Origin of the sequence: Mycobacterium shinjukuense (genome assembly GCF_010730055.1) — a bacterium.
Taxonomy (GTDB): domain Bacteria; phylum Actinomycetota; class Actinomycetes; order Mycobacteriales; family Mycobacteriaceae; genus Mycobacterium; species Mycobacterium shinjukuense.
Window position 1 is genome coordinate 2,743,794 of the sequence record NZ_AP022575.1, and the last position, 19,510, is coordinate 2,763,303.

22 protein-coding genes and 4 pseudogenes are annotated in these 19,510 nt (G+C 66.4%); 13 read left to right on the top strand and 13 right to left on the bottom strand.

All coding sequences use genetic code 11. From position 1 onward, the window contains the following. Positions 1 to 159: 159 nt before the first annotated feature. Complete coding sequence (locus G6N20_RS12440) at positions 160 to 1,416, bottom strand: HNH endonuclease signature motif containing protein (protein WP_163662981.1); 1,257 nt, start codon at positions 1,414 to 1,416, stop codon at positions 160 to 162. 374 nt (positions 1,417 to 1,790) lie between these two features. Here G6N20_RS12440 and G6N20_RS12445 point away from each other — a divergent pair, with 374 nt between their 5' ends. Then, positions 1,791 to 2,720: a DDE-type integrase/transposase/recombinase gene (locus tag G6N20_RS12445; protein ID WP_083048609.1), complete on the top strand. Its 930-nt coding sequence runs from the start codon at positions 1,791 to 1,793 to the stop codon at positions 2,718 to 2,720. A 22-nt stretch (positions 2,721 to 2,742) separates the two neighbouring features. Here G6N20_RS12445 and G6N20_RS21275 read toward each other — a convergent pair. Beyond that, positions 2,743 to 2,906: pseudogene (locus G6N20_RS21275) on the bottom strand (IS1380 family transposase); the annotation flags it as partial. A 299-nt stretch (positions 2,907 to 3,205) separates the two neighbouring features. Here G6N20_RS21275 and G6N20_RS12455 point away from each other — a divergent pair. After that, the gene (locus G6N20_RS12455) at positions 3,206 to 3,550 is read left to right on the top strand and encodes a hypothetical protein (RefSeq protein ID WP_232065334.1); all 345 of its coding nucleotides are present in this window, start codon (positions 3,206 to 3,208) and stop codon (positions 3,548 to 3,550) included. 37 nt (positions 3,551 to 3,587) lie between these two features. After that, complete coding sequence (locus G6N20_RS12460) at positions 3,588 to 4,898, top strand: IS256 family transposase (RefSeq protein ID WP_232065335.1); 1,311 nt, start codon at positions 3,588 to 3,590, stop codon at positions 4,896 to 4,898. 797 nt (positions 4,899 to 5,695) lie between these two features. Here G6N20_RS12460 and G6N20_RS12465 read toward each other — a convergent pair. The 4 genes and pseudogenes from G6N20_RS12465 to G6N20_RS12480 all read right to left on the bottom strand — a co-directional run bounded on the left by G6N20_RS12465 (position 5,696) and on the right by G6N20_RS12480 (position 6,861). Next, positions 5,696 to 6,052, bottom strand: a complete 357-nt coding sequence (locus tag G6N20_RS12465) for a type II toxin-antitoxin system PemK/MazF family toxin (protein WP_083048613.1) — start codon at positions 6,050 to 6,052, stop codon at positions 5,696 to 5,698. Beyond that, a complete protein-coding gene (locus tag G6N20_RS12470; RefSeq protein ID WP_083048619.1) occupies positions 6,049 to 6,291 on the bottom strand; it encodes a type II toxin -antitoxin system TacA 1-like antitoxin in 243 nt (80 codons plus the stop codon). The genes G6N20_RS12465 and G6N20_RS12470 overlap by 4 nt, the downstream gene beginning before the upstream one ends. Before the next feature lie 30 nt (positions 6,292 to 6,321). Then, entirely contained in the window at positions 6,322 to 6,579 is a 258-nt protein-coding gene (locus G6N20_RS12475) for a Txe/YoeB family addiction module toxin (protein WP_083048621.1), read from the bottom strand. Further along, positions 6,576 to 6,861 (bottom strand): annotated as a pseudogene (locus G6N20_RS12480) (type II toxin-antitoxin system Phd/YefM family antitoxin). Before G6N20_RS12480 ends, G6N20_RS12475 begins: the two are co-directional and overlap by 4 nt. A 138-nt stretch (positions 6,862 to 6,999) precedes the next feature. Here G6N20_RS12480 and G6N20_RS22250 point away from each other — a divergent pair. Together G6N20_RS22250 and G6N20_RS21280 are read left to right on the top strand one after the other, a co-directional pair. Further along, positions 7,000 to 7,068 (top strand): annotated as a pseudogene (locus tag G6N20_RS22250) (helix-turn-helix domain-containing protein); the annotation flags it as partial. Between the two features lie 57 nt (positions 7,069 to 7,125). Further along, positions 7,126 to 7,272, top strand: a complete 147-nt coding sequence (locus G6N20_RS21280; RefSeq protein WP_232065336.1) for a hypothetical protein — start codon at positions 7,126 to 7,128, stop codon at positions 7,270 to 7,272. A gap of 461 nt (positions 7,273 to 7,733) precedes the next feature. Here G6N20_RS21280 and G6N20_RS12490 read toward each other — a convergent pair whose 3' ends face one another. Next, the gene (locus G6N20_RS12490) at positions 7,734 to 8,012 is read right to left on the bottom strand and encodes a hypothetical protein (protein ID WP_083048625.1); all 279 of its coding nucleotides are present in this window, start codon (positions 8,010 to 8,012) and stop codon (positions 7,734 to 7,736) included. Between the two features lie 333 nt (positions 8,013 to 8,345). On the opposite strand from G6N20_RS12490, the pseudogene tnpA reads away from it, so the two are divergent. The 4 genes and pseudogenes from tnpA to G6N20_RS12510 form a co-directional block, all read left to right on the top strand. Further along, positions 8,346 to 8,707, top strand: a pseudogene (tnpA, locus tag G6N20_RS22255) (IS200/IS605 family transposase); the annotation flags it as partial. Beyond that, positions 8,699 to 9,592: a sulfurtransferase gene (locus G6N20_RS12500; protein WP_083048631.1), complete on the top strand. Its 894-nt coding sequence runs from the start codon at positions 8,699 to 8,701 to the stop codon at positions 9,590 to 9,592. The pseudogene tnpA and the gene G6N20_RS12500, both read left to right, overlap by 9 nt. Further along, positions 9,589 to 10,020 carry a cysteine desulfuration protein SufE gene (locus tag G6N20_RS12505; RefSeq protein ID WP_083048634.1) on the top strand — a complete coding sequence of 144 codons (432 nt, stop codon included), beginning with the start codon at positions 9,589 to 9,591 and terminating at the stop codon, positions 10,018 to 10,020. The genes G6N20_RS12500 and G6N20_RS12505 overlap by 4 nt, the downstream gene beginning before the upstream one ends. A 110-nt stretch (positions 10,021 to 10,130) precedes the next feature. After that, entirely contained in the window at positions 10,131 to 11,924 is a 1,794-nt protein-coding gene (locus G6N20_RS12510; RefSeq protein WP_083048636.1) for an acetyl/propionyl/methylcrotonyl-CoA carboxylase subunit alpha, read from the top strand. 6 nt (positions 11,925 to 11,930) lie between these two features. Here the strand turns inward: G6N20_RS12510 and G6N20_RS12515 are convergent, their stop codons facing one another. The 3 genes from G6N20_RS12515 to G6N20_RS12525 form a co-directional block, all read right to left on the bottom strand. Further along, a complete protein-coding gene (locus G6N20_RS12515; RefSeq protein WP_083048640.1) occupies positions 11,931 to 12,719 on the bottom strand; it encodes an RNA polymerase sigma factor SigF in 789 nt (262 codons plus the stop codon). A gap of 7 nt (positions 12,720 to 12,726) precedes the next feature. Further along, on the bottom strand, positions 12,727 to 13,164 hold the full coding sequence (locus G6N20_RS12520) for an anti-sigma factor (protein ID WP_083048642.1): 438 nt from the start codon (positions 13,162 to 13,164) through the stop codon (positions 12,727 to 12,729). Between the two features lie 184 nt (positions 13,165 to 13,348). Continuing rightward, complete coding sequence (locus G6N20_RS12525; RefSeq protein ID WP_083048644.1) at positions 13,349 to 13,699, bottom strand: DNA-binding protein; 351 nt, start codon at positions 13,697 to 13,699, stop codon at positions 13,349 to 13,351. Between the two features lie 309 nt (positions 13,700 to 14,008). On the opposite strand from G6N20_RS12525, the gene G6N20_RS12530 reads away from it, so the two are divergent. Both G6N20_RS12530 and usfY read left to right on the top strand, forming a co-directional pair. Continuing rightward, a complete protein-coding gene (locus G6N20_RS12530; protein WP_083048646.1) occupies positions 14,009 to 14,389 on the top strand; it encodes a phage holin family protein in 381 nt (126 codons plus the stop codon). A 183-nt stretch (positions 14,390 to 14,572) separates the two neighbouring features. Beyond that, on the top strand, positions 14,573 to 14,881 hold the full coding sequence (usfY, locus tag G6N20_RS12535; protein ID WP_179961469.1) for a protein UsfY: 309 nt from the start codon (positions 14,573 to 14,575) through the stop codon (positions 14,879 to 14,881). A gap of 36 nt (positions 14,882 to 14,917) precedes the next feature. On the opposite strand, the gene G6N20_RS12540 is transcribed toward usfY, so the two are convergent. The 3 genes from G6N20_RS12540 to G6N20_RS12550 are packed head-to-tail and all read right to left on the bottom strand — an operon-like array spanning position 14,918 to position 17,176. Then, on the bottom strand, positions 14,918 to 15,301 hold the full coding sequence (locus tag G6N20_RS12540) for a hypothetical protein (protein ID WP_083048649.1): 384 nt from the start codon (positions 15,299 to 15,301) through the stop codon (positions 14,918 to 14,920). Between the two features lie 24 nt (positions 15,302 to 15,325). Further along, complete coding sequence (gene lat / locus G6N20_RS12545; RefSeq protein ID WP_083048652.1) at positions 15,326 to 16,672, bottom strand: L-lysine 6-transaminase; 1,347 nt, start codon at positions 16,670 to 16,672, stop codon at positions 15,326 to 15,328. A gap of 48 nt (positions 16,673 to 16,720) precedes the next feature. Next, the gene (locus G6N20_RS12550; protein ID WP_083048654.1) at positions 16,721 to 17,176 is read right to left on the bottom strand and encodes an Lrp/AsnC family transcriptional regulator; all 456 of its coding nucleotides are present in this window, start codon (positions 17,174 to 17,176) and stop codon (positions 16,721 to 16,723) included. A 79-nt stretch (positions 17,177 to 17,255) separates the two neighbouring features. Between G6N20_RS12550 and amaB the strand changes: the two genes are divergently transcribed. Together amaB and G6N20_RS12560 are read left to right on the top strand one after the other, a co-directional pair. Further along, positions 17,256 to 18,770 carry an L-piperidine-6-carboxylate dehydrogenase gene (gene amaB, locus G6N20_RS12555; RefSeq protein ID WP_083048657.1) on the top strand — a complete coding sequence of 505 codons (1,515 nt, stop codon included), beginning with the start codon at positions 17,256 to 17,258 and terminating at the stop codon, positions 18,768 to 18,770. A gap of 48 nt (positions 18,771 to 18,818) precedes the next feature. Continuing rightward, positions 18,819 to 19,493, top strand: coding sequence for a TetR/AcrR family transcriptional regulator (locus G6N20_RS12560; protein ID WP_083048660.1), 675 nt, complete (start codon positions 18,819 to 18,821; stop codon positions 19,491 to 19,493). The last annotated feature ends 17 nt before the right edge of the window (positions 19,494 to 19,510 follow it).

The window sequence follows — 19,510 nt, forward strand, 5'->3', positions numbered from 1 at the left end:
CGTGCCGTCGACAAGCCACACGGAATTTCGATGAGCGTCAGTGGGGAATTTCAGTGAGCGCGGTTAGCCAGCAGGTAGTACGAACGAAATTCTTGATGTTCCAAACCGTTTGAGCGTCGCTCGAGGGTGCTGGTACTGACCGGGGGGCCGGTGACCTGCCTAGTTGTTTGTCGGGGGTGGTTGCGGCTGGAATGGTTCATACCACCACCAGTCGGCGCGCTCGCCGGTGGGTCCGGGGCAGGGCGCTACGGCGGGCGGGGGTTTCTTCGGTGGGCGGGCTAGCGATCCTGCGCTCAGTGGCCGGCCCACGCTGTCGGTGATGGTGAGGCTGGGTGCGGGTCCGGTGATGGTGATGATGCCTCGATGGTGCAGCCGGTGGTGATAGGGGCAGACCAGCACCAGGTTGGCCAGCTCGGTGGCCCCACCGTCTTCCCAGTGCCGGATGTGATGGGCGTGCAGACCCCGGGTAGCGCCGCAGCCTGGAACCGCGCACGTGGGATGGCGGTGCTCAAGCGCACGGCGAAGCCGGCGGTTGATCTGGCGGGTCGCTCGACCGGAACCGATGACCTCACCGTCACGCTCGAACCAGACCTCATAGGTGGCATCACACATCAGGTACCGGCGTTCAGACTCCGATAGCAGCGGACCCAGGTGCAGCGCAGCGGCGCGCTCCTGCACGTCCAGATGCATCACCACGGTGGTGTGCTGGCCGTGCGGCCGGCGGGCCACCTCGGCGTCCCACCCCGCCTTGACCAGGCGCATAAACGCCTCGACATTGCCCGGCAACGGGGGCCGTTGATCTGACGGGCGGTCGCGATTGTCGTGATCGCGGCGCCACTCGGCGATCAGCGCATCAAGATGAGACCGCAGTGCCGCGTCGAACTTCGCCGCGTCCAGGTGGGGAAGTTTGATCCGCCAGCAACTGAACTCCTCATCGGTGCTCTTGGTGATCGAGGGCTGCGGTTGCGGCCGAGAATCGGGTGCGGGTTCGGGTCGCGGTTCCAGCTTGAGCGCGGTGCGCAGCTGGCTGACCGTGGCGACCCCGGCCAGCTCCGCATAGTGCGCATCGGATCCCTCGCCCGCTCGCGCCGCGATGACCCCGACCTGATCCAGCGACAACCGGCCCTCCCGCATGCCCTGGGCGCAGCGCGGAAGCTCCTGCAGCCGACGCGCCACGGTGGCGATCGTGTGAGCGTTCCCCGACGACGAGCCCATCTTCCAAGCCACCAACGCCGCCACCGACCGCGCCCCCGTCGCACCCCACAGCTCGTCGCGATCCAGCTCGGCCACGATCTCCACGATGCGCCCATCAATCGCGTTGCGCTGACCGGCCAACTCCGCCAACTCCTCGAACAGCACCTCCAGGCGCTGGGCAGGGCTCACTGCCGTAGCACCGGGCGATGCGGTCAAGGACATGACCTCATCATCGCAGCCCGGTCTGACAAGTCTGGGCAGCCGATCCGCGCCGGGGCAATGCCGTCATCACCCGCGAAGAGATGCTCGGCCCCGGCTCCTTCGACGGTGCGGGCACACCAAATCCAGCACCGCCTGATGAGCGGCCACTCGGCAGCCGCAGCCTTCAATGCAGCCAACCGGGGCTCAACTATGGGCGCCCAACCACGGTGCTCGATCCAGCGCGATCCAACAACGCCAACCACACGATCCGCACCGCGCTCGGCCCCGAGACGGTCCTCACTTTGCTGGCTTGCGTCTGACTTCGCCGCAGAGATCGGGGTAGGAAATTACCCAAGACTGGCGGTCTTCTCGGGTGAACCGAGAGGAGTGGACCAGTGCCGGCGTGGGTCCCCGCCGAGGTGAACGACCTGGTCCTCAAGACGGTTGATGATGCGGTCGCGGCCGGGTTCGCGCACACCTGGGCGTGCGCGCTGTGGCAGGTATCCGACTCCAGGGTGCATCGCTGGCGGGCACACCGCCGCGACACCGGCACCCTGGTCGACCAGGCGCCGGGCGGTCACCCGGTGCACGCACTGCTGCCCGAGGGGTGGCCGCCATCCTCGATGTCGCTGAACGCTGGGGGCCGAGCGAACGCAGCCACCGCAAGCTTGGCTCATCGCGGCTGTTACGAGAACCTGGTATGGGTCTCGCCGGCCACGTTCCGGCCCGTGCTGATCGAGCACGACCTCACCCTGCCCCAGGTGCAACCGCGCAGCCGATCCGAGAAGCGGCCGTGGCCGGGCTGGCTGGTGTGGGAACCAAATCGGATCTGGATCTGGGACGCAACGCATTTCACCCGCGCCGGCCGTGTCTGCTTCGCGATCGTGGACCTAGTGTCGCGCAAGTGGATCGACACCCTGGTGTCGGTCGAGCAGACCGCCACCCCAGTACAGGTGCTCCTCGGCCACGCGCTGGAGATCGAGGGCCTACTGCAGCTGCTCACCGACGAGCGCCTCGACCTCGACCCCGACGACCCGCGACGGCCGATCCTGCTCGCCGTGTCGGACAACGGGCCGCCGATGACGGCCCACACCACCCGGGCGTACATGGCGTTGATGGCCATCGTCGCACACCATGGCCGCCCCGGTGTGCCCCAGGATCAGACGTGGGTGGAGTCGTTCTTTGGCCATATCAAGGCCGAGCGGCCGCACCTGGAGACCATCACCGATCCCACGCTGCTTGAAGTCGAATGGACGGCAGAAGGTAGTCGCGTCCAGCACAGGGAATCCGGGATTTCCATCACCCGTCGTGCACGTGGTGGATAGCTAATCAGCGGCTCCGGGTGACTGAGGGCATGTGTGCCAGCGGCCCGTCGATCAAATCGGCGGAGGTGGTTTCGATGACGACATGGCGACGGTGGGTGATGTCGGCGGCGGGCGCGGATTGGGTGGACTCGGTGAAAACGGGTGATAGCTGCCCACCGGGAACGGTGCGTCCGGGTAGCGGGCATCGGCCGGTGGACGTGACAGCCGTGGAGGGAATTTCGCAGACCACTAAGGTGTCGGAGATCCGCTCGCCGGTGTCGGTGGGCACTTTACACCGGTGTGTGCCCTTAATTTCGGGAAATTTGCCTATATGCCATCGCGACCCGCGGCGGAATCATTTAACGCGAGATGAGCAGACAACCCGCCAGGAGTCCGGGAGTTGAGCCGGGAATCGGAGCGCCTTCTCGAACTCGCTGAGGACCCACGCGGCCCCGAACGTCCGCGCTATCACAGGCCAGAACGACGTGCCGGAAGGGTCCTGAAACATGGCTTTGCACAACGAGATCGAGTTCGAAAAAAGGAGTTCGCCGAGCACCTGGCCGGCCAACGGCTGGCTCTACTCACCCAACGACGCCGGCTACGACCGCGAACGTGCCCTGTTCCCCGACGACGTCTACGGCTGGCTAACCGACACTCAGCCCGAGCAGCTGGAACAGGTCGTCAAGCCGGGCTCCCGGCGATATCGCCAAGCAGCAGGCCCAATTACCTGGACCGGATCGTCAAAGTCCTCGATATACCGCTGGGCAACGGCGGGAGCAATGCTTGAAATCTGTGGATCTGCTGGGGAAGGGGCGTACCTTCCCGAGTGGTCAATGAAGGTTCCAAGCTAAGGCCGGCGTTGGCGCGTCGGCCGGGAAGGTACGACCCATGCTCAATGTAGTCTCTGAGGCCGGTATCGGTGATGGTTCGGCTGTGTCGGTTGCGTTGGCGGGCCCGGCGTCGTCGCTGATCGATGAGATCGTGCGGGAGGGCGCCCAGCGGATGCTGGCCGCGGCGTTGCGGGCCGAGGTGGCCGCCTACTGCGCCCAGTTCGCCGAGGAGCGCGACGTGGACGGGCACCGGTTGGTGGTGCGCAACGGCTATCACGAGCCGCGCGAGGTGATGACGGCCGCGGGTGCGATCGAGGTGCATGCGCCGCGGGTGAACGACAAGCGAGTTGACCCGGAAACCGGTGAGCGGGTGCGGTTCTCGTCGGCGATTCTGCCGCCGTGGGCGCGCAAGACCCCACGGGTTGAGGAGGTGCTGCCGCTTTTGTACCTGCACGGGCTCTCGTCGCAGGACTTCGGGCCGGCGCTGGGGCAGTTCCTTGGCTCGACCAAAGGGTTGTCGGCGGCGACGATCACCAAGCTGACCGAGACCTGGCGGGCCGAGCAGAAGGAGTTTTCGGCCCGCGACCTCTCGGGTGTCGATTACGTGTATGTGTGGGCTGATGGCATCCACGTCAACGTGCGCCTGGAGGAGGCCAAGCTGTGCCTGTTGGTGCTGATCGGGGTGCGCGCCGACGGGCGCAAGGAGCTGATCGCGCTCACCGACGGCTACCGGGAGTCCAGCGAGTCGTGGGCGGATCTGATGCGCGATGCCAAGCGGCGCGGCATGCGGGCGCCGGTGCTGGCGATCGGCGACGGCGCGCTGGGATTTTGGGGCGCGCTGCGCGAGGTGTTCCCACAGACCCGCGAGCAGCGCTGCTGGTTCCATAAAATCTCGAATGTTCTTGCTGCACTGCCGAAATCAGCGCACCCCGGCGCGAAGAAGGCGCTCGCGGAGATCTGGAACGCCGAGGACAAACGCCACGCGCTGGACGCGGTCAAAAGGTTCGAGGCGGCCTACGGCGCGAAGTACGCCAAGGCGGTCGCCAAGATCACCGGCGACCTCGACCAGCTGCTGGCCTTCTATGACTTCCCGGCCGAGCATTGGGTGCATTTGCCCACTTCAAATCCGATCGAATCTACTTTCTCGACCGTGCGCAACCGCAGCAAGATCACCAAAGGTCCAGGTTCGCGGGCGGCGGGGATTGCCATGGCCTACAAGCTGATCGAGGCCGCTCAGTCACGCTGGCGCGCGGTCAACGCACCGCACCTGGTCGCCCTCGTCCGCGCCGGCGCCAAGTTCGAGAACGGCAAACTCGTCGAGCGCCCCGACGAGCAGACCGTCGACGAGACCGGGAAGGAGGCCGCCTGAAAATTCATGATCCACAGGCATTGACAATTGCTCAACGGCGGCGGCGACCCTCACCTGCTCCGCAAGGGATTCTCACACCTGGCGGCGAAGTTCCAGATGTGCGTTTTCAAGCCCGAATCGATGCTCAACGAGAAACGCAACGCCGACTACGCAGCCGTGCGGGCGCGGGTCATGCGGCAAGGTGCACGCTATCACCCAGTACAAGACTTCCCGATTGCCGAAGGATCCCGGCACCGGGGCGCTCCAGCCGCTGTTTGTTCCCGGTGCCCCGCGCGCTGGTGCATTTCGCGTTGTCCGACGACGAGGTCTGGATGACCACCAAACTCGCCGGCGACACAACACACTTCTCGCCATTCAACCGCGGTACCGAAGACGGTGGTGCAGGAAACCCGCTCAACCCCACGAGGTCGAAATTCGCCTACCTGTGGGAGCGGGTTCTGCAGCGCGACGCCTGGCTGAACATCCTTGGGTCGGTTCATGTACATCAAACACGAGTCGAGCACCGGCCCAATCAGCGGCAAGACCACCAAGTCGTCGTCGTCGCGGTTCCCGCGCTTTCACCAGTGGGAGGCCGTCACCGAACTCGCCGCCGCAGCCACCGCAGCCAGCGCCACCACTGGCAACGATGTCACCATCGACACCGCCGGCAGGAAACAACCCATGCGCACGGGTCAGCGGCCGTTCCAAACTCCGCCACACCCACCAAAACGAACCCGAGCCAATCCGCCTGGGCCACAACCGGACACCCGAAAATGCGTTCGCCCGCTGGCACTCGCGGGCGGTTGGCCAATGCGGTGTCAGGCGGCGCCTATCGCGACCATGATGCGGTTGTGGATGCTCGCCAACTGCGCCGCCGTAATCCGCGAGTCGGTGGGGTTGACGCGCCGCAGCGACACGCTGGTGATGTGATGGGCCAACGCCCAACACGTCGCATCGGCGCCGTTTTCGACCGTCGGCTCGATGCGCTCGGCGAACGACCGGTGCGCCAGTCCCTCATCGCGGGTCAACGGAACGACCAGCACGGTGGGATATTCGTCCGGAAACAACTCGTCGTCCTCGACCACGACCGCAGGACGCAGCTTGGCGGGCTCGTGCGGCGATGCCCCGCCGCGCCAATCAATGACCACGATGCTGTCCGCCGCGTGCCGACTCACGGCAGGTCGGCCAGCGGCGTCCCGAGCTCATCGAGTTCGCTTCGGGCTTCGGGGTGCTTGGCCAGGTGAGCCATCACTCGATCGCCGTCTGACCGAATCGTTTCCCGCCGCACCTGCCGCGCCGCGGCTTCGGCCATCTCTCGAAGGAATGCACTCAGCCCCTTGCCTTGTCTACGGGCTGCCGCTTCGAGCACCGCCCGGTCGTCGGCGTTCAGTCGAATCGTCACTGTCTCCGCCATACACGGCATCACACCTCACCAGCGTGCTTGTCAGTAGTGGTATCGGGCTTTCAGGATCTTGACTTCGTTGTCGTCGGCTCGATACACGAGCCGATGTTCGTCGTCGATCCGCCGGGACCAGTACCCAGACAGTTCCCCCTTGAGCGGTTCTGGTTTTCCAATCCCGGTACAGGGGTCGCGCTGGATTTCTCCGATGAGTCTGACGATCCGCCGGGCGGTCTTGCGATCGGAGGCCAACCAAAACAGAAAGTCCTCCCAGGCGTCGGGATCGAAGTCGATGCTGCTCACTCCTCTCCGCCAGCCATCTCCCGGAGTTCGTCGATCGAGTTGGTGTACCCGGCCGGTGCCGGGGTGGCTGGCCTTGTCTCGGGCGACGGCCTCCATGAGTCGGCGGGCATTCTCGGGCGAACGCAATAGGTAGACCGTTTCTTGCCATGAGTCGTAGTCGTCGGCCGACATCAGCACCGCATCTCCGGCTTTGGATGTGATGCGCACGGGTTCGTGGTCTGTGTTGACTTGTTCGAGGAGCGGGAATAGTCGCTGCCGGGCTTCACTTGCACTGATGGCCATGTCGGACCCCCGGGAGCTGACGTAGCGGGCGGGCCGATCGGCTATCACCACGTTGTGGCGGTGATGGGACCTACAACGGCTGGCGATGTAGAGCGACTGGCCGCAAACCTACTGAAGCTCGCCCGCGCCAGAGTGGGCATGTCGCAGCGTGAACTCGCCGAAGCTGCTCATGTAGCTCAATCCACCATCGCGCGCATCGAATCGGGTACCAGGCAGCCCTCTCTTCCCGTCCTAGCGCGAATCTTGGCCGCTATCGATCTGGAAATGCGAATCACGCTAGAGGGCTACGACAACCACGACGATGTCCTAGACGCCGAGCATGCTCGGCTATCCGCAGACCAGCGCGCGTCGCGGCAAGCGGCCCAGGACCTCTTCACCGACGAGTTGCGCGACAGCGTCGCAGGGCTGTGACCGGGCACCATGCATTCGATCCACGGCGCATCGTCGACACGTTGGATCGCCATCACGTGGACTATGTTCTGGCCGGTGGATACGCCGCACGGTTGTACGGTGCCCGGCGCCCGACCTATGACATCGACATTGCGCCGTCGACCGCATTGGATAACCTACAACGGTTGTCGGGGGCACTCCGTGAACTCGGCGCCGGAATCCGGGTGGACGGCCTCGCCGCGGGATTGCCGTTCGACAGCACCGCAGAATCGCTGCGGGGCATACCGCCGAGGAAGGACGCCGAATCGTTCGCACCCATCACACGGTCGACAAGCAGAGCCGCATCAACGCCGCCAACAGCCGCCAATCCCGGCGCCGCAAAGGCGGGACGGGCCGGGGACAACAGGAGTCACCAAGCACTCCAATCCACTGGCCCGCCACCACCAGCACAAAAGCCATCCAGTACCCAAAATCTGGATCCGTCAGGCTTTGATGTTCTTGAATCGCTGCTGGGCCGCCTGGCGTGTGGTGCCGAGCACCATGCCAATCGCGCCCCAACTGTCACCGTTGGCGCGAGCTTCGGCGACGGCTTGGTGGAGCTGGGCCTCGGCCTGTTGGAGTGCGTCGGCCGCTTCCCGGATGTGCCGGAGGTAGCGCCCATCGCGAACCCGAACGGATGGATCGGCGGGCTCGAGGTCGGCCAGCCACTGCTCGGCGGCGGCGGTCTCCGCTGCTTCACCGGTCAGGTTTGTGGTAGCCATCGGTCATCACCTCGGAGATAGTCGTAGTTCTTCCGTTGAAGGAGGTTGGCGTGGATCACTCGCTGCGGGTTCATCGGCAGGGACTGCGACAACCTCTAGAAGACGGCCTGTGATGTCCGCGCCGATCACCAGCAGACGACTCGCGTAATCGCCTTCCTGTTCGATGAGACGGATCGGGTTGCGGACCACATGCTCGACATCCGAGTCAGTGATGTCGTGCTCGGAGTAGGTGCTTGTGCGCCGACTCCGTTATCTCCATGCGTCAATGCTACCTTGACACCTACTCACGTCAAGAATATATTGACGGTACCTTAAGGAACTTACCCCAGACCTATCACGCGCCCCACACAGCGTGTCTTTGCTGCAGCACACCTTGTTTTCGTGACCAAGTATCGCCGGCCTGTTCACCGGCCCGATGCTGACCTTGTGCGAGCACACCATCGCTGCGGTGTGCGCCGAACTCGATATCGAGTTGGTTGAGTTCAACCGCGAAGCCGACCACGTCCCCATGCTCGTGGCCTACCCGCCCACGCGGGCGATCTCGACGCTGGTGAAGCGCTCAAAGGCCGCACGGCCTACGCCGCGCGGCGCGAGCACACCGGCGCCTGCGTGCCCGCCGTATCCGCGGCCATCTCTGGTCGCCGTCCGACTTCGCCGCCTCCCGCGCCGGCGGTAGGCTCGATGATGTGCCGCTACCCCCAGATCCCAGCCCCACCCTGTCGGCCTACGCTCACCCCGAACGGCTGGTGACCGCCGACTGGCTGTCGGCCAACATGGGCGCACCCGGCCTGGTGATCGTCGAATCCGACGAGGACGTGTTGCTCTACGACGTCGGCCACATTCCCGGCGCGGTCAAGGTCGACTGGCACACCGACCTCAACGACCCGCGGGTGCGCGACTACATCAACGGCGAGCAGTTCGCCGAACTGATGGACCGCAAGGGCATCGCGCGCGACGACACCGTGGTGATCTACGGCGACAAGAGCAACTGGTGGGCGGCCTACGCGCTGTGGGTGTTCACCTTGTTCGGCCACCCCGACGTCCGGCTGCTCAACGGCGGCCGTGACCTCTGGCTCGCCGAAGGCCGGGAAACCACGCTGGAGGTGCCGACCAAGACCACGACCGGCTATCCCGTCGTGGCGCGCAACGACGCCCCGATCCGCGCGTTCCGAGACGATGTGCTGGCCATCCTCGGCACCCAGCCGCTGATCGACGTGCGCAGCCCCGAGGAGTACACCGGCAAGCGCACCCACATGCCCGACTACCCCGAGGAAGGGGCGCTGCGGGCCGGTCACATCCCGACGGCCGTGCACATCCCGTGGGGAAAGGCCGCCGACGAAAACGGTCGCTTCCGACGCCGCGAGGAGCTGGAGGAGCTCTACGGGTTCCTGCAACCCGACGACAAGACCATCGTCTACTGCCGCATCGGCGAACGGTCCAGCCACACCTGGTTTGTGCTCACGCACTTGCTGGGCAAGGCCGACGTCCGTAACTACGACGGCTCGTGGACCGAGTGGGGCAACACCGTTCGGGTGCCAATCGTCGCGGGTGAAGAACCCGGAGCTGTACCCGCCCTATGACCATGCCCACGAGTCTGCCCGCGCCGCTGGCCGAGGTGGTGTCCGACTTCGCCGAAGTGCAGGGCCAGGACAAGCTGAAGTTGCTGCTGGAATTCGCCGACGAACTTCCCGCGCTGCCGGCCGACCTGGCCCAGGCCGCGATGGAGCCGGTGCCCGAGTGCCAGTCACCGGTGTTCCTGCATGTCGACGCGCACGACCCCAACCGGGTGCGGCTGTACTTCAGCGCGCCGGCCGAGGCGCCAACCACCCGCGGGTTCGCCTCGATCCTGGCCGCCGGCCTCGATGAACAACCGGCCGCCGACATCCTGGCGGTGCCCGACGACTTCTACACCGAGCTGGGTCTGGCCGCCCTGATCAGCCCGCTGCGGTTGCGCGGGATGTCGGCGCTGCTGGCCCGGATCAAGCGGCGGTTACGCGAGAGCGCGTGATGGGAGACCGGCTCGTCCGGCCCGCGGCGCGGCGCATAAACTTCCCCCGACAAGCTAGTAAGAAATTCTCTTAGAAACGCACAGAGTCTTCCAGACAACCAGGAGGCACCGTGGCTAGTCACGCCAGCTCGAGGATCTCCAAGGTGCTCGTCGCCAATCGCGGTGAGATCGCGGTCCGGGTGATCCGCGCGGCCCGCGACGCCGGCCTGTCCAGCGTGGCGGTGTACGCCGAACCCGACGCCGAGTCGCCCCACGTGCGGCTGGCCGACGAAGCGTTCGCGCTGGGCGGTCAAACCTCGGCCGAGTCCTACCTGGACTTCGAAAAGATCCTCGACGCCGCGGCCAAGTCCGGCGCCAACGCCATCCACCCCGGCTACGGGTTCTTGGCGGAAAACGCCGACTTCGCCCAGGCCGTCATCGACGCCGGCCTGATCTGGATCGGACCCAGCCCGCAGTCGATCCGCGACCTCGGCGACAAGGTCACCGCCCGACACATCGCCGCCCGCGCGCAGGCTCCGCTGGTGCCCGGCACCCCGGATCCGGTCAAGGACGCCGACGAGGTGGTGGCCTTCGCCAAGGAGTACGGCCTGCCGATCGCGATCAAGGCCGCCCACGGCGGCGGCGGCAAGGGGATGAAGGTGGCCCGCACCATCGACGAGATTCCCGAGCTGTACGAGTCGGCGGTCCGCGAGGCGACGGCCGCATTCGGCCGCGGTGAGTGTTTCGTGGAGCGCTACCTCGACAAACCCCGCCACGTCGAGGCGCAGGTGATCGCCGACCAGCACGGCAACGTCGTCGTCGCCGGCACCCGCGACTGCTCACTGCAGCGTCGTTACCAGAAGCTGGTCGAGGAGGCGCCCGCGCCGTTCCTGAGCGACTTTCAGCGCAAGGAGATCCACGACTCGGCCAAACGGATCTGTCGAGAGGCCCACTACCACGGCGCCGGAACCGTCGAATACCTGGTCGGCCAGGACGGGCTGATCTCGTTCCTGGAGGTCAACACCCGTCTGCAGGTCGAACACCCGGTCACCGAGGAAACCGCGGGCATCGACCTGGTCTTGCAGCAGTTCAAGATCGCCAACGGGGAGAAGCTGGACATCACCGAGGACCCCACCCCCCGCGGGCACGCCATCGAGTTCCGGATCAACGGTGAGGACGCCGGGCGCAACTTCCTGCCCGCCCCCGGCCCGGTGACCAAGTTCCACCCGCCGTCCGGCCCTGGTGTGCGGGTGGACGCCGGTGTCGAGACCGGCTCGGTGATCGGCGGCCAGTTCGACTCGATGCTGGCCAAGCTGATCGTGTACGGCGCCGACCGCCAGCAGGCCCTGGCCAGGGCCCGGCGCGCGCTGGACGAATTCGAGGTGGAAGGCCTGGCCACCGTCATCCCCTTCCACCGTGCCGTGGTGTCCGACCCGGCGTTCATCGGCGACGACAACGGCTTCTCGGTGCACACCCGCTGGATCGAAACCGAGTGGAACAACACGGTCGAACCGTTCACCGGCGGCGAACGCCTCGACGAAGACGACGCCCGGCCGCGGCAGAAGGTGGTGGTCGAGATCGACGGCCGCCGGGTCGAGGTTTCGCTGCCGGCCGATCTGGCGCTGTCCAACGGCTCGGGCGATCCCGCCGGTGTCATCCGCCGCAAGCCCAGGCCGCGCAGACGAGGGGCCCACACGGGCGCGGCGGCCTCCGGCGACGCGGTGACCGCGCCCATGCAGGGCACCGTGGTCAAGGTTGCGGTCGAGGAAGGACAGGAGGTCACCGTCGGCGACTTGGTGGTGGTGCTGGAAGCGATGAAGATGGAGAATCCGGTCACCGCGCACAAGGATGGCGTCATCACTGGGTTGGCGGTGGAGGCCGGGGCGGCCATCACCCAGGGCACGGTGCTCGCCGAGATCAAGTAGGCCTGGTCATAACAACTGGTCGCGCAGCTGTGCCAGCGATTTCGCCAGCAGCCGCGACACGTGCATCTGTGAGATGCCGACCCGCTCGGCGATCTGTGTTTGTGTCATCGACTCGAAAAACCTGAGCACCAACACCATTCGTTCTCGTTCGGGCAGCGCCTCGAGCGCCGGACGAAGCGCCTCGCGATTCTCGATCCGCTCCAGGCCAGCGTCGACCTCGCCCAGCGTGTCCGCGATGACACGAACCTCGCCGTCTTCGTTGCCGCTACCACTGTCGATGGACAAGGTGTTGTAAGAGGTCCCCGCCACCAGGCCTTCTACCACCTCGGCGCGGTCCATACCGAGTTCGGCGGCGAGCTCGGTCGCGGTGGGCGCACGACCCAGCCGTTGCGACAACTCGGCGCTGGCGGCGCCCAGCCGTAGGTGTAGTTCCTTCAGGCGCCGCGGGACCTTGACCGACCAGCTGTTGTCGCGGAAGTGCCGCCGGACCTCTCCCATGATCGTGGGCACCGCGAACGAGACGAAATCCGAGCCGGTCTCGACGTCGAAGCGGAGCACGGCGTTGACCAATCCAACCCGGGCGACCTGAATCAGGTCGTCACGCGGTTCGCCACGGCCCTCGAACCGCCTGGCGATGTGATCGGCCAACGGCAGGCACCGCTTAACGATCTTGTCGCGGTGGCGCACGAATTCGGCTGAGCCGGCGGCGAAACCGGCCAGCTCACGGAACATGGCCGGCACATCGGCGTATTCGTTAGGTCGCGATTCGCAGCCGCCGGCAGCATGCGCTGTCACCTGGCTCTCACCTACTGGGCGTCGCCCGCTTGGCCGTCAAGGTGATCCCGAAGACACCGCCGCCGCCATCGCTCTGGCGACCGTCGTGAAAGGTCCGCACATCGTCGGCCAGGGATGTCAACACATGCCAGCTGAAGCTGCCCGGCGCCAGCACATCGTGGGTGTTACACACCGCGAAGGCCTCCACCACGAGTTCGTCATCGCCAGGATCGACCACCAGGGTGAGCGTGGCGCCCGGGATGGCCGAGCGGATCAACCGGGTGCACACCTCGTCCACCGCCAGCCGCAGATCCGCCACGGCGTCGAAATCCAGGTCCTCGAAGGTGCCGATGGCACCGACCAGGGTGCGCAGCATCGCGAGGTTCTCCAACCGCGCAGCGACATGGAACTCGACGGCGCGGTGACCCCGTGGGCGCCCGTGAGCGCGCGGCTCCGCATCGGTCATGTGGCCTCCAGGCAATTTTTGACCGACACTACCCCTGCCTTCGAGCCGGTCAGTCACGACCGGCGCCGGGTTTTCCGACCATTCTGGGTGCGGCTGACATCACCGGCACGCCCCGGACGCACCGCCGGGCAAGGTGGACAGGCCTGAAAGCCCTCGCGAACTGGCGTCTCGGCTCGCACACCCATCATTCCATATTCTCTCGCTGTACAAACTCGTCGAGCACGGGACGCAGCAGCTTGGATACGCTCATCTTGCGGCTGCGCGCCAGCTCCTTGAGTTTGGCGTGCGTAGCCTTCGAAACGACTACCTGCACAGCGGGCGAGTGCTCGGAGCCGCCGGATAGAGACTTGCCGCCAGGGATCAGGTTGGCGTCTCGCTCGCGCGCCAGCCGCACCGACTCCGACGCCATCTGCTCCACGCGCTCATCCGTCAGCCGCTCGCCATCGACGTAGATCTCCTCTTGGTGGAGATCGACGTCGGACACCTCGACGTCAGGTCCGATCACGTAGTCGGCGGGGTTGCGTGACTTCGTCATCGCTTCCACTCCTTCGGCATTGGCGTAAGGCCCGAGGTGTCACGGCCCTCGTAGTACAGCGAGCCATCCGCATAGCCGCGACGATGCGGTGCTTGGCCACGCGGTGCTTCCGGGCGTTTCTGGTAATCCTGATCCGCCGCGCAAATCGAGTACATAGTAGATACACGACCGATGTCAACGACTATCTAGTAGATACTCGACGAAGGTTGCGCCGTCAGAGCACGCCATGACCCCGGCCGGGTGTCTTGTGGGCCGGATGGGTCAACGGTGTTCTTCACAGCCCCAGCCCGGAAACCTACCCTTGTTGACATGAGGCAAAGTCTGCTGCGGGGAGTCGTGTTTCTGGGAGCGTGGGCGATCGGACTGCTGGTGGCGGCATGGGTTGTCCCCGGTGTTTCGGTGTCGGTCTCGGGGTTGGTCGTCGCCACCGTGTTGTTCTCGGTAACGCAGATGATGCTGTCTCTGTTGATCTTGAAGTTGCCCCGTGCCTACGCGTCGCTGCTGCTCGGGGGTACCGGCCTGGCGCTGACCCTGGTCGGACTGAGTCTCGCCTCAGTATTGACCCACGGGCTCACTATTGACGGCGTCACGTCCTGGCTTGCCGCAACGCTTGTCGTGTGGCTGGTGACAACGGTTGGGGCGATTTCGGTTCCCGAGGCCTTGTTTCGCGGTGAGGCCGGCGCGACCTGACCAGACGACGGCACGTCAACCCCATCGTCTGGGCTTATCCAGCCAACGAGCCACCGCCAGACAAGCGCCGTACGCGCGCATTCGCCCGGGCGGCAACGGTGACGCGCGTACTTGGGATGGGTCGACGCGGTGATTAGGATCTAACTATCTCGCTGTTATCTCGTCCGGGAAGGAGGAGAGCTGATGGGAGATACGCATCACGATCCGACGGATCATTGCCGCACCACCCAACCGCACGCCGGTATCACGATGAAGGACAACTTCTTCTGGCCTGGGTTCATCCTGCTCGCCGTCGCGTTGTTCGGGATGGTCGGTACCGCGGCAGCCGCCGCCTACCGACATTACGAGTGGCTCGCCACGACGGGGCTCATCGCAGTGCTCGCGACGGTCGCCGGCGCGCTCTGGTTCGTCGTGGAGCGTCGCCGCGTGGCCCGCATCGACGAGCAGTGGCACGCCACCCACCCGGACAGCCGGCCGCGCCAGCACGCGTAATTTCAGCTTGCGCCCACGAAGTACCAGAAGTACCGGTCAACCTGCCAGCACCGGTCCGGCGATGGGCGCAACGCCCAGGGCGAGCGTCACCACCATCAACGTCAACAAGAACCAGCCGGCGCCGTGCCAGCCCCACCAGGTGCCCTCCTCGCGCCACACCCGGTAGGTGCGCAGGAACGCCCAGATGCCGGCGGCCAACAGGATCAGCGGTCCGCCCAAGGCCAGCATCGTCCGTTGCGGCGGACCGCAGGCCGCCGTGTCGACGCTCACGCCGCTGCAGGTGCTGACCCACAACGCGGCCAGGATCACAAAGCCCACCCCGGCGGCCGCCGCCGACACCGCGAACCGGATGGCCGCTCGGACCTCGCTGTCGTCTTGTCCCAGTCGATCACCACGTGACCGTTCGTGTGCCTTCTGCATCGCAGCACCTCCATCCCGCCCGCGTCATGCCCGCTCCATCGCCAGCAAGGCGTCCCGGACCGCGGCCATCGCCGCGTCGATGTCGGCGCGCGACACGGTCAGTGCCGGGCGGAACCGCACGCCGTCACCACCGGTCGGCAGCACGATCACCGCCCGTTGCCACAGCTGGCGGATCAACTCGTCGCGGTCGGCGGCCGTGGGCAGGCTGAACGCACACATCAGGCCGCGGCCGCGAGGGTCGAGAACCACCGCCGGAAAGTCGTTGGCGAGCTCGTCAAGCCGGGCGCGCAGGTAGCGGCCCCGGTCGGCGGCACGCTGGAACAGCCCCTCGGCTTCGATCACCTCCAGGATGCGACGGGCGCGCACCATGTCGGCGAGATTGCCGCCCCACGTCGAATTCAGCCGCGCCGGCACCGCGAACACGTTGTCGGCGACCTCGTCGACGCGGCGGCCCGCCATGATTCCGCAGACCTGCGTTTTCTTGCCGAACGCCACGACGTCGGGTTGGACACCCAATTGCTGGTAGGCCCAAGGGGTTCCGGTCAGCCCGCAGCCGGTCTGCACCTCGTCGAAGATGAGTAGCGCGTTGTGCTGGTCGCACAGCTGGCGCATCGCGGCGAAGAACTCGGGCCGGAAGTGTCGGTCGCCGCCTTCCCCTTGGATGGGTTCGGCGATGAAGCACGCGATGTCGTTGGGGTGCGCCCGAAACGCCGCGCGGGCCTGGCGCAGCGATTCGGCTTCCAGCGCATCCATGTCGGCGCCAGCCCGCAGGTAGGGCGCGTCGATGCGCGGCCAGTCGAATGTCGGGAAGCGGGCCACGTTGACCGGCTTGGTGTTGGTCAGCGACATGGTGTAGCCGCTGCGGCCGTGAAATGCGCCGCGCAGGTGCAGCACCCGCGTGCCGAGCCCGGGATCGATGCCGTGCGCCTCGTTGTGCCGGCTCTTCCAGTCGAACGCGACCTTGAGCGCGTTCTCCACGGCCAGCGCGCCACCGTCGACGAAGAACAGATGCGGCAGCGCCGGGTCGCCCAGGACGCGGACGAAGGTGTCGACGAAGCGGGCCATCGCCACCGAGCGCACGTCGGAATTGCTCGGCTTGTTCAGCGCGGCCTGGAGCAGCTCCACCCGGAATTCTTCGTCGTCGGCAAGCCCCGGGTGGTTCATGCCCAGCGCCGCGGAGCCGACGAAGGTGAACATGTCCAGGTAGCGCCGGCCGGTGCGGGCATCGACCAGATACGAGCCGGCCGAGCGCGCCAGATCCAGCACCAGATCGAAACCGTCCATCAGAACGCTGCGGGCCAGCACCTCCGGGACCCGATCGGGTGTCAGCTGCCGATCGGCGAGCGCAGCGGATTCCGCAGCGGCGATCATGACGTCATGATAGCCGGATTTTACGGAATCTTGTTGACTGTCCAGAATTTATTGCGGTATATACTGCCTGTCCCTGTAAAAAGTGTTCAGAATGATGGTGCTTCGCGTACGCACGTTCGCCGTTGTCCGAATCCGTTGCAACAAATCCTCCAGCGCGCGTGCGGACTCCACCCGCACCACCAAGACGTAACTCTCCTCACCGGCCACCGATTGGCACGACTCGATCTCCTCGATGTGTTCCAGGCGGGCGGGAGCATCATCGGGTTGAGACGGATCCAGAGGGGTGATGGCCACGAACGCCGACAGCGAGCGCCCGACCGCCTCCGGGTTGATCCGCGCCGAATATCCCGCCACCACACCGCGCGACTCCAGCCTGCGCACGCGTGACTGGACGGCCGAGACCGACAGACCGGCGCTGGCGGCCAGTTCCGCCAGGGTCGCGCGCCCGTCGGCCACCAGCGCGCGCACCAGGATTCGGTCGATGTCGTCGAGCGTCTCGCCCATGCGCGGAGACTATCGCAGCGACGGCGCACCATGAGCCGCCACAGCTACCAGCCCAACACCCGCTACCAGGAGCATCCGCATGACCCGCACCGATGTGTTACGTACCCGGGTACTCGACGCCTTCGGCGCCATCGGCGCCGGCGTAGGCCTCGGCGAACCGGGCGGGCCCGGCCTGCCCGCCAGCACCCCGATCACCGGCGACGTGCTGTGCACCGTCGCGCAGACCACGGCTGATCAGGCCGACCACACCATCGCCGATGCCGCCCAAGCCTTTTCGGCCTGGCGCAGCACGCCCGCCCCGGTGCGCGGCGCGCTGGTGGCCCGGCTCGGCGAGCTGCTCACCGCCCACCAGGACGATCTCGCCGCGCTGGTCACGGTCGAGGTCGGCAAGATCGGTTCCGAGGCACGCGGCGAGGTGCGGGAAATGATCGACATCTGCCAGTTCGCCGTCGGCCTGTCGCGTCAGCTCTACGGACGAACCATCGCCTCGGAGCGTCGCGGGCATCGGCTGCTGGAGACCTGGCATCCGCTGGGTGTGGTGGGGGTGATCACCGCCTTCAACTTCCCGGTTGCGGTGTGGGCGTGGAACACCGCGATCGCGCTGGTGTGCGGGGACCCGGTGGTATGGAAGCCCTCGGAGCTGACCCCGCTGACCGGCCTGGCCTGCCAGGCGCTGCTGGCCCGTGCCGTCGCCGACGTCGGCGCACCGTCCGCGGTGGGCGGCCTGCTGCTGGGCGGGCGCGACCTGGGCGAGCTGCTGGCCGACGACCCGCGGATCGCGTTGTTGTCGGCGACCGGCTCGGTGCGGATGGGTGCGCGGGTCGGTCCCCGGGTCGCGCGGCGCTTCGGGCGGGTGCTGCTGGAGCTGGGCGGCAACAACGCGGCCATCGTGACCCCGTCGGCCGACCTGGAGCTGGCCGTGCGTGCCGTCGTGTTCGCCGCCGCCGGCACCGCCGGGCAGCGCTGCACCACCCTGCGCCGGCTAATCGTGCACCGCTCGGTGGCCGATGAGGTGGTGGCCCGGGTCGTTGCCGCCTATCGGCGGCTGCCGATCGGCGATCCGTTTGCGCCGGGCACGCTGGTCGGCCCGCTGATCCACGAGACCGCCTACCGCGACATGGTGGGCGCGCTGGAACAGGCCCGCGCCGACGGCGGCGAGGTCATCGGCGGTGAACGCCGGCAGCACGGTCCCCCCAGCGCGTACTACGTCGCGCCCGCCGTCGTGCGGATGCCATCACAGACCGCCATCGTGGCGACCGAAACGTTCGCACCCATCCTCTACGTGCTCACCTACGACGATCTGGACACCGCCATCGCGCTCAATAATAGTGTGCCGCAAGGTCTTTCGTCGGCGATCTTCACCACCGACCTGCGCGAGGCGGAACGCTTCCTGGACGGATCCGATTGCGGTATCGCCAACGTCAATGTCGGCACCTCCGGCGCCGAGATCGGCGGCGCGTTCGGCGGCGAAAAGCAAACCGGCGGCGGCCGCGAGTCCGGTTCGGACGCCTGGAAGGCGTACATGCGCCGGGCCACCAATACCGTCAACTACTCGAACGAACTGCCGCTGGCCCAGGGTGTGCAGTTCGGGTAAAGACTCGTGCTGGCGGGGCACCTGGCCCGCGTGAGTAATATCGGTCACATGGCGGCAGCCAGGAGGCGGTTATCCCCCGAGGATCGACGCGCCGAACTGCTAGCCCTGGGGGCGGAAGTTTTCGGCAAGCGACCCTACGACGAGGTTCGTATCGACGAGATCGCGGAGCGGGCCGGGGTATCCCGTGCGCTGATGTACCACTACTTCCCGGACAAGCGAGCGTTTTTCGCCGCGGTCGTCAAGGACGAGGCCGACCGGCTGTACGCGGCCACCAACACCCGGCCGGTCGGCCTGACGATGTTTGAAGAGATCCGCACCGGCGTGTTGGCCTACATGGCGTATCACCAACAGAATCCGGAGGCCGCGTGGGCCGCCTACGTGGGCCTGGGCCGGTCCGACCCGGTGTTGCTCGGCATCGACGACGAAGCCAAGAACCGCCAGATGGAACACATCATGAGCCGCATCGGCGAAGTGGTGAGCGGCATTCCCGACGGCAACGCCTTAGAGCCCGAGGTCGAGCGCCACCTGCGGGTGATCATCCACGGCTGGCTGGCGTTCACCTTCGAAATCTGTCGGCAGCGCATCATGGACCCCACCACCGACGCCGAACGTCTTGCCGACGCCTGCGCGCACACGCTGCTGGACACCATCGCCCGGGTGCCGGAGATTCCCATCCAGCTTGCCGAGGCGATGGCGACCGCCCGGCATGTGCCGCAACAGTAGGCCCCGCTTGTCAGCGC

What these genes read in the sequence shown, in the direction of transcription:
- G6N20_RS12470 (WP_083048619.1), bottom strand. Translation starts at nt 6,291, where the DNA reads ATGGCGGAGACAGTGACGATTCGACTGAACGCCGACGACCGGGCGGTG.
- lat (WP_083048652.1), bottom strand. Translation starts at nt 16,672, where the DNA reads ATGATCGCCGCTGCGGAATCCGCTGCGCTCGCCGATCGGCAGCTGACA.
- G6N20_RS12455 (WP_232065334.1), top strand. Translation starts at nt 3,206, where the DNA reads ATGGCTTTGCACAACGAGATCGAGTTCGAAAAAAGGAGTTCGCCGAGC.
- G6N20_RS12540 (WP_083048649.1), bottom strand. Translation starts at nt 15,301, where the DNA reads ATGCAGAAGGCACACGAACGGTCACGTGGTGATCGACTGGGACAAGAC.
- G6N20_RS12525 (WP_083048644.1), bottom strand. Translation starts at nt 13,699, where the DNA reads ATGACGAAGTCACGCAACCCCGCCGACTACGTGATCGGACCTGACGTC.
- G6N20_RS21280 (WP_232065336.1), top strand. Translation starts at nt 7,126, where the DNA reads ATGCGAATCACGCTAGAGGGCTACGACAACCACGACGATGTCCTAGAC.
- G6N20_RS12550 (WP_083048654.1), bottom strand. Translation starts at nt 17,176, where the DNA reads ATGGGCGAGACGCTCGACGACATCGACCGAATCCTGGTGCGCGCGCTG.
- G6N20_RS12520 (WP_083048642.1), bottom strand. Translation starts at nt 13,164, where the DNA reads ATGACCGATGCGGAGCCGCGCGCTCACGGGCGCCCACGGGGTCACCGC.
- G6N20_RS12460 (WP_232065335.1), top strand. Translation starts at nt 3,588, where the DNA reads ATGCTCAATGTAGTCTCTGAGGCCGGTATCGGTGATGGTTCGGCTGTG.
- G6N20_RS12505 (WP_083048634.1), top strand. Translation starts at nt 9,589, where the DNA reads ATGACCATGCCCACGAGTCTGCCCGCGCCGCTGGCCGAGGTGGTGTCC.
- usfY (WP_179961469.1), top strand. Translation starts at nt 14,573, where the DNA reads ATGGGAGATACGCATCACGATCCGACGGATCATTGCCGCACCACCCAA.
- G6N20_RS12440 (WP_163662981.1), bottom strand. Translation starts at nt 1,416, where the DNA reads ATGTCCTTGACCGCATCGCCCGGTGCTACGGCAGTGAGCCCTGCCCAG.
- G6N20_RS12560 (WP_083048660.1), top strand. Translation starts at nt 18,819, where the DNA reads ATGGCGGCAGCCAGGAGGCGGTTATCCCCCGAGGATCGACGCGCCGAA.
- amaB (WP_083048657.1), top strand. Translation starts at nt 17,256, where the DNA reads ATGACCCGCACCGATGTGTTACGTACCCGGGTACTCGACGCCTTCGGC.
- G6N20_RS12530 (WP_083048646.1), top strand. Translation starts at nt 14,009, where the DNA reads ATGAGGCAAAGTCTGCTGCGGGGAGTCGTGTTTCTGGGAGCGTGGGCG.
- G6N20_RS12490 (WP_083048625.1), bottom strand. Translation starts at nt 8,012, where the DNA reads ATGGCTACCACAAACCTGACCGGTGAAGCAGCGGAGACCGCCGCCGCC.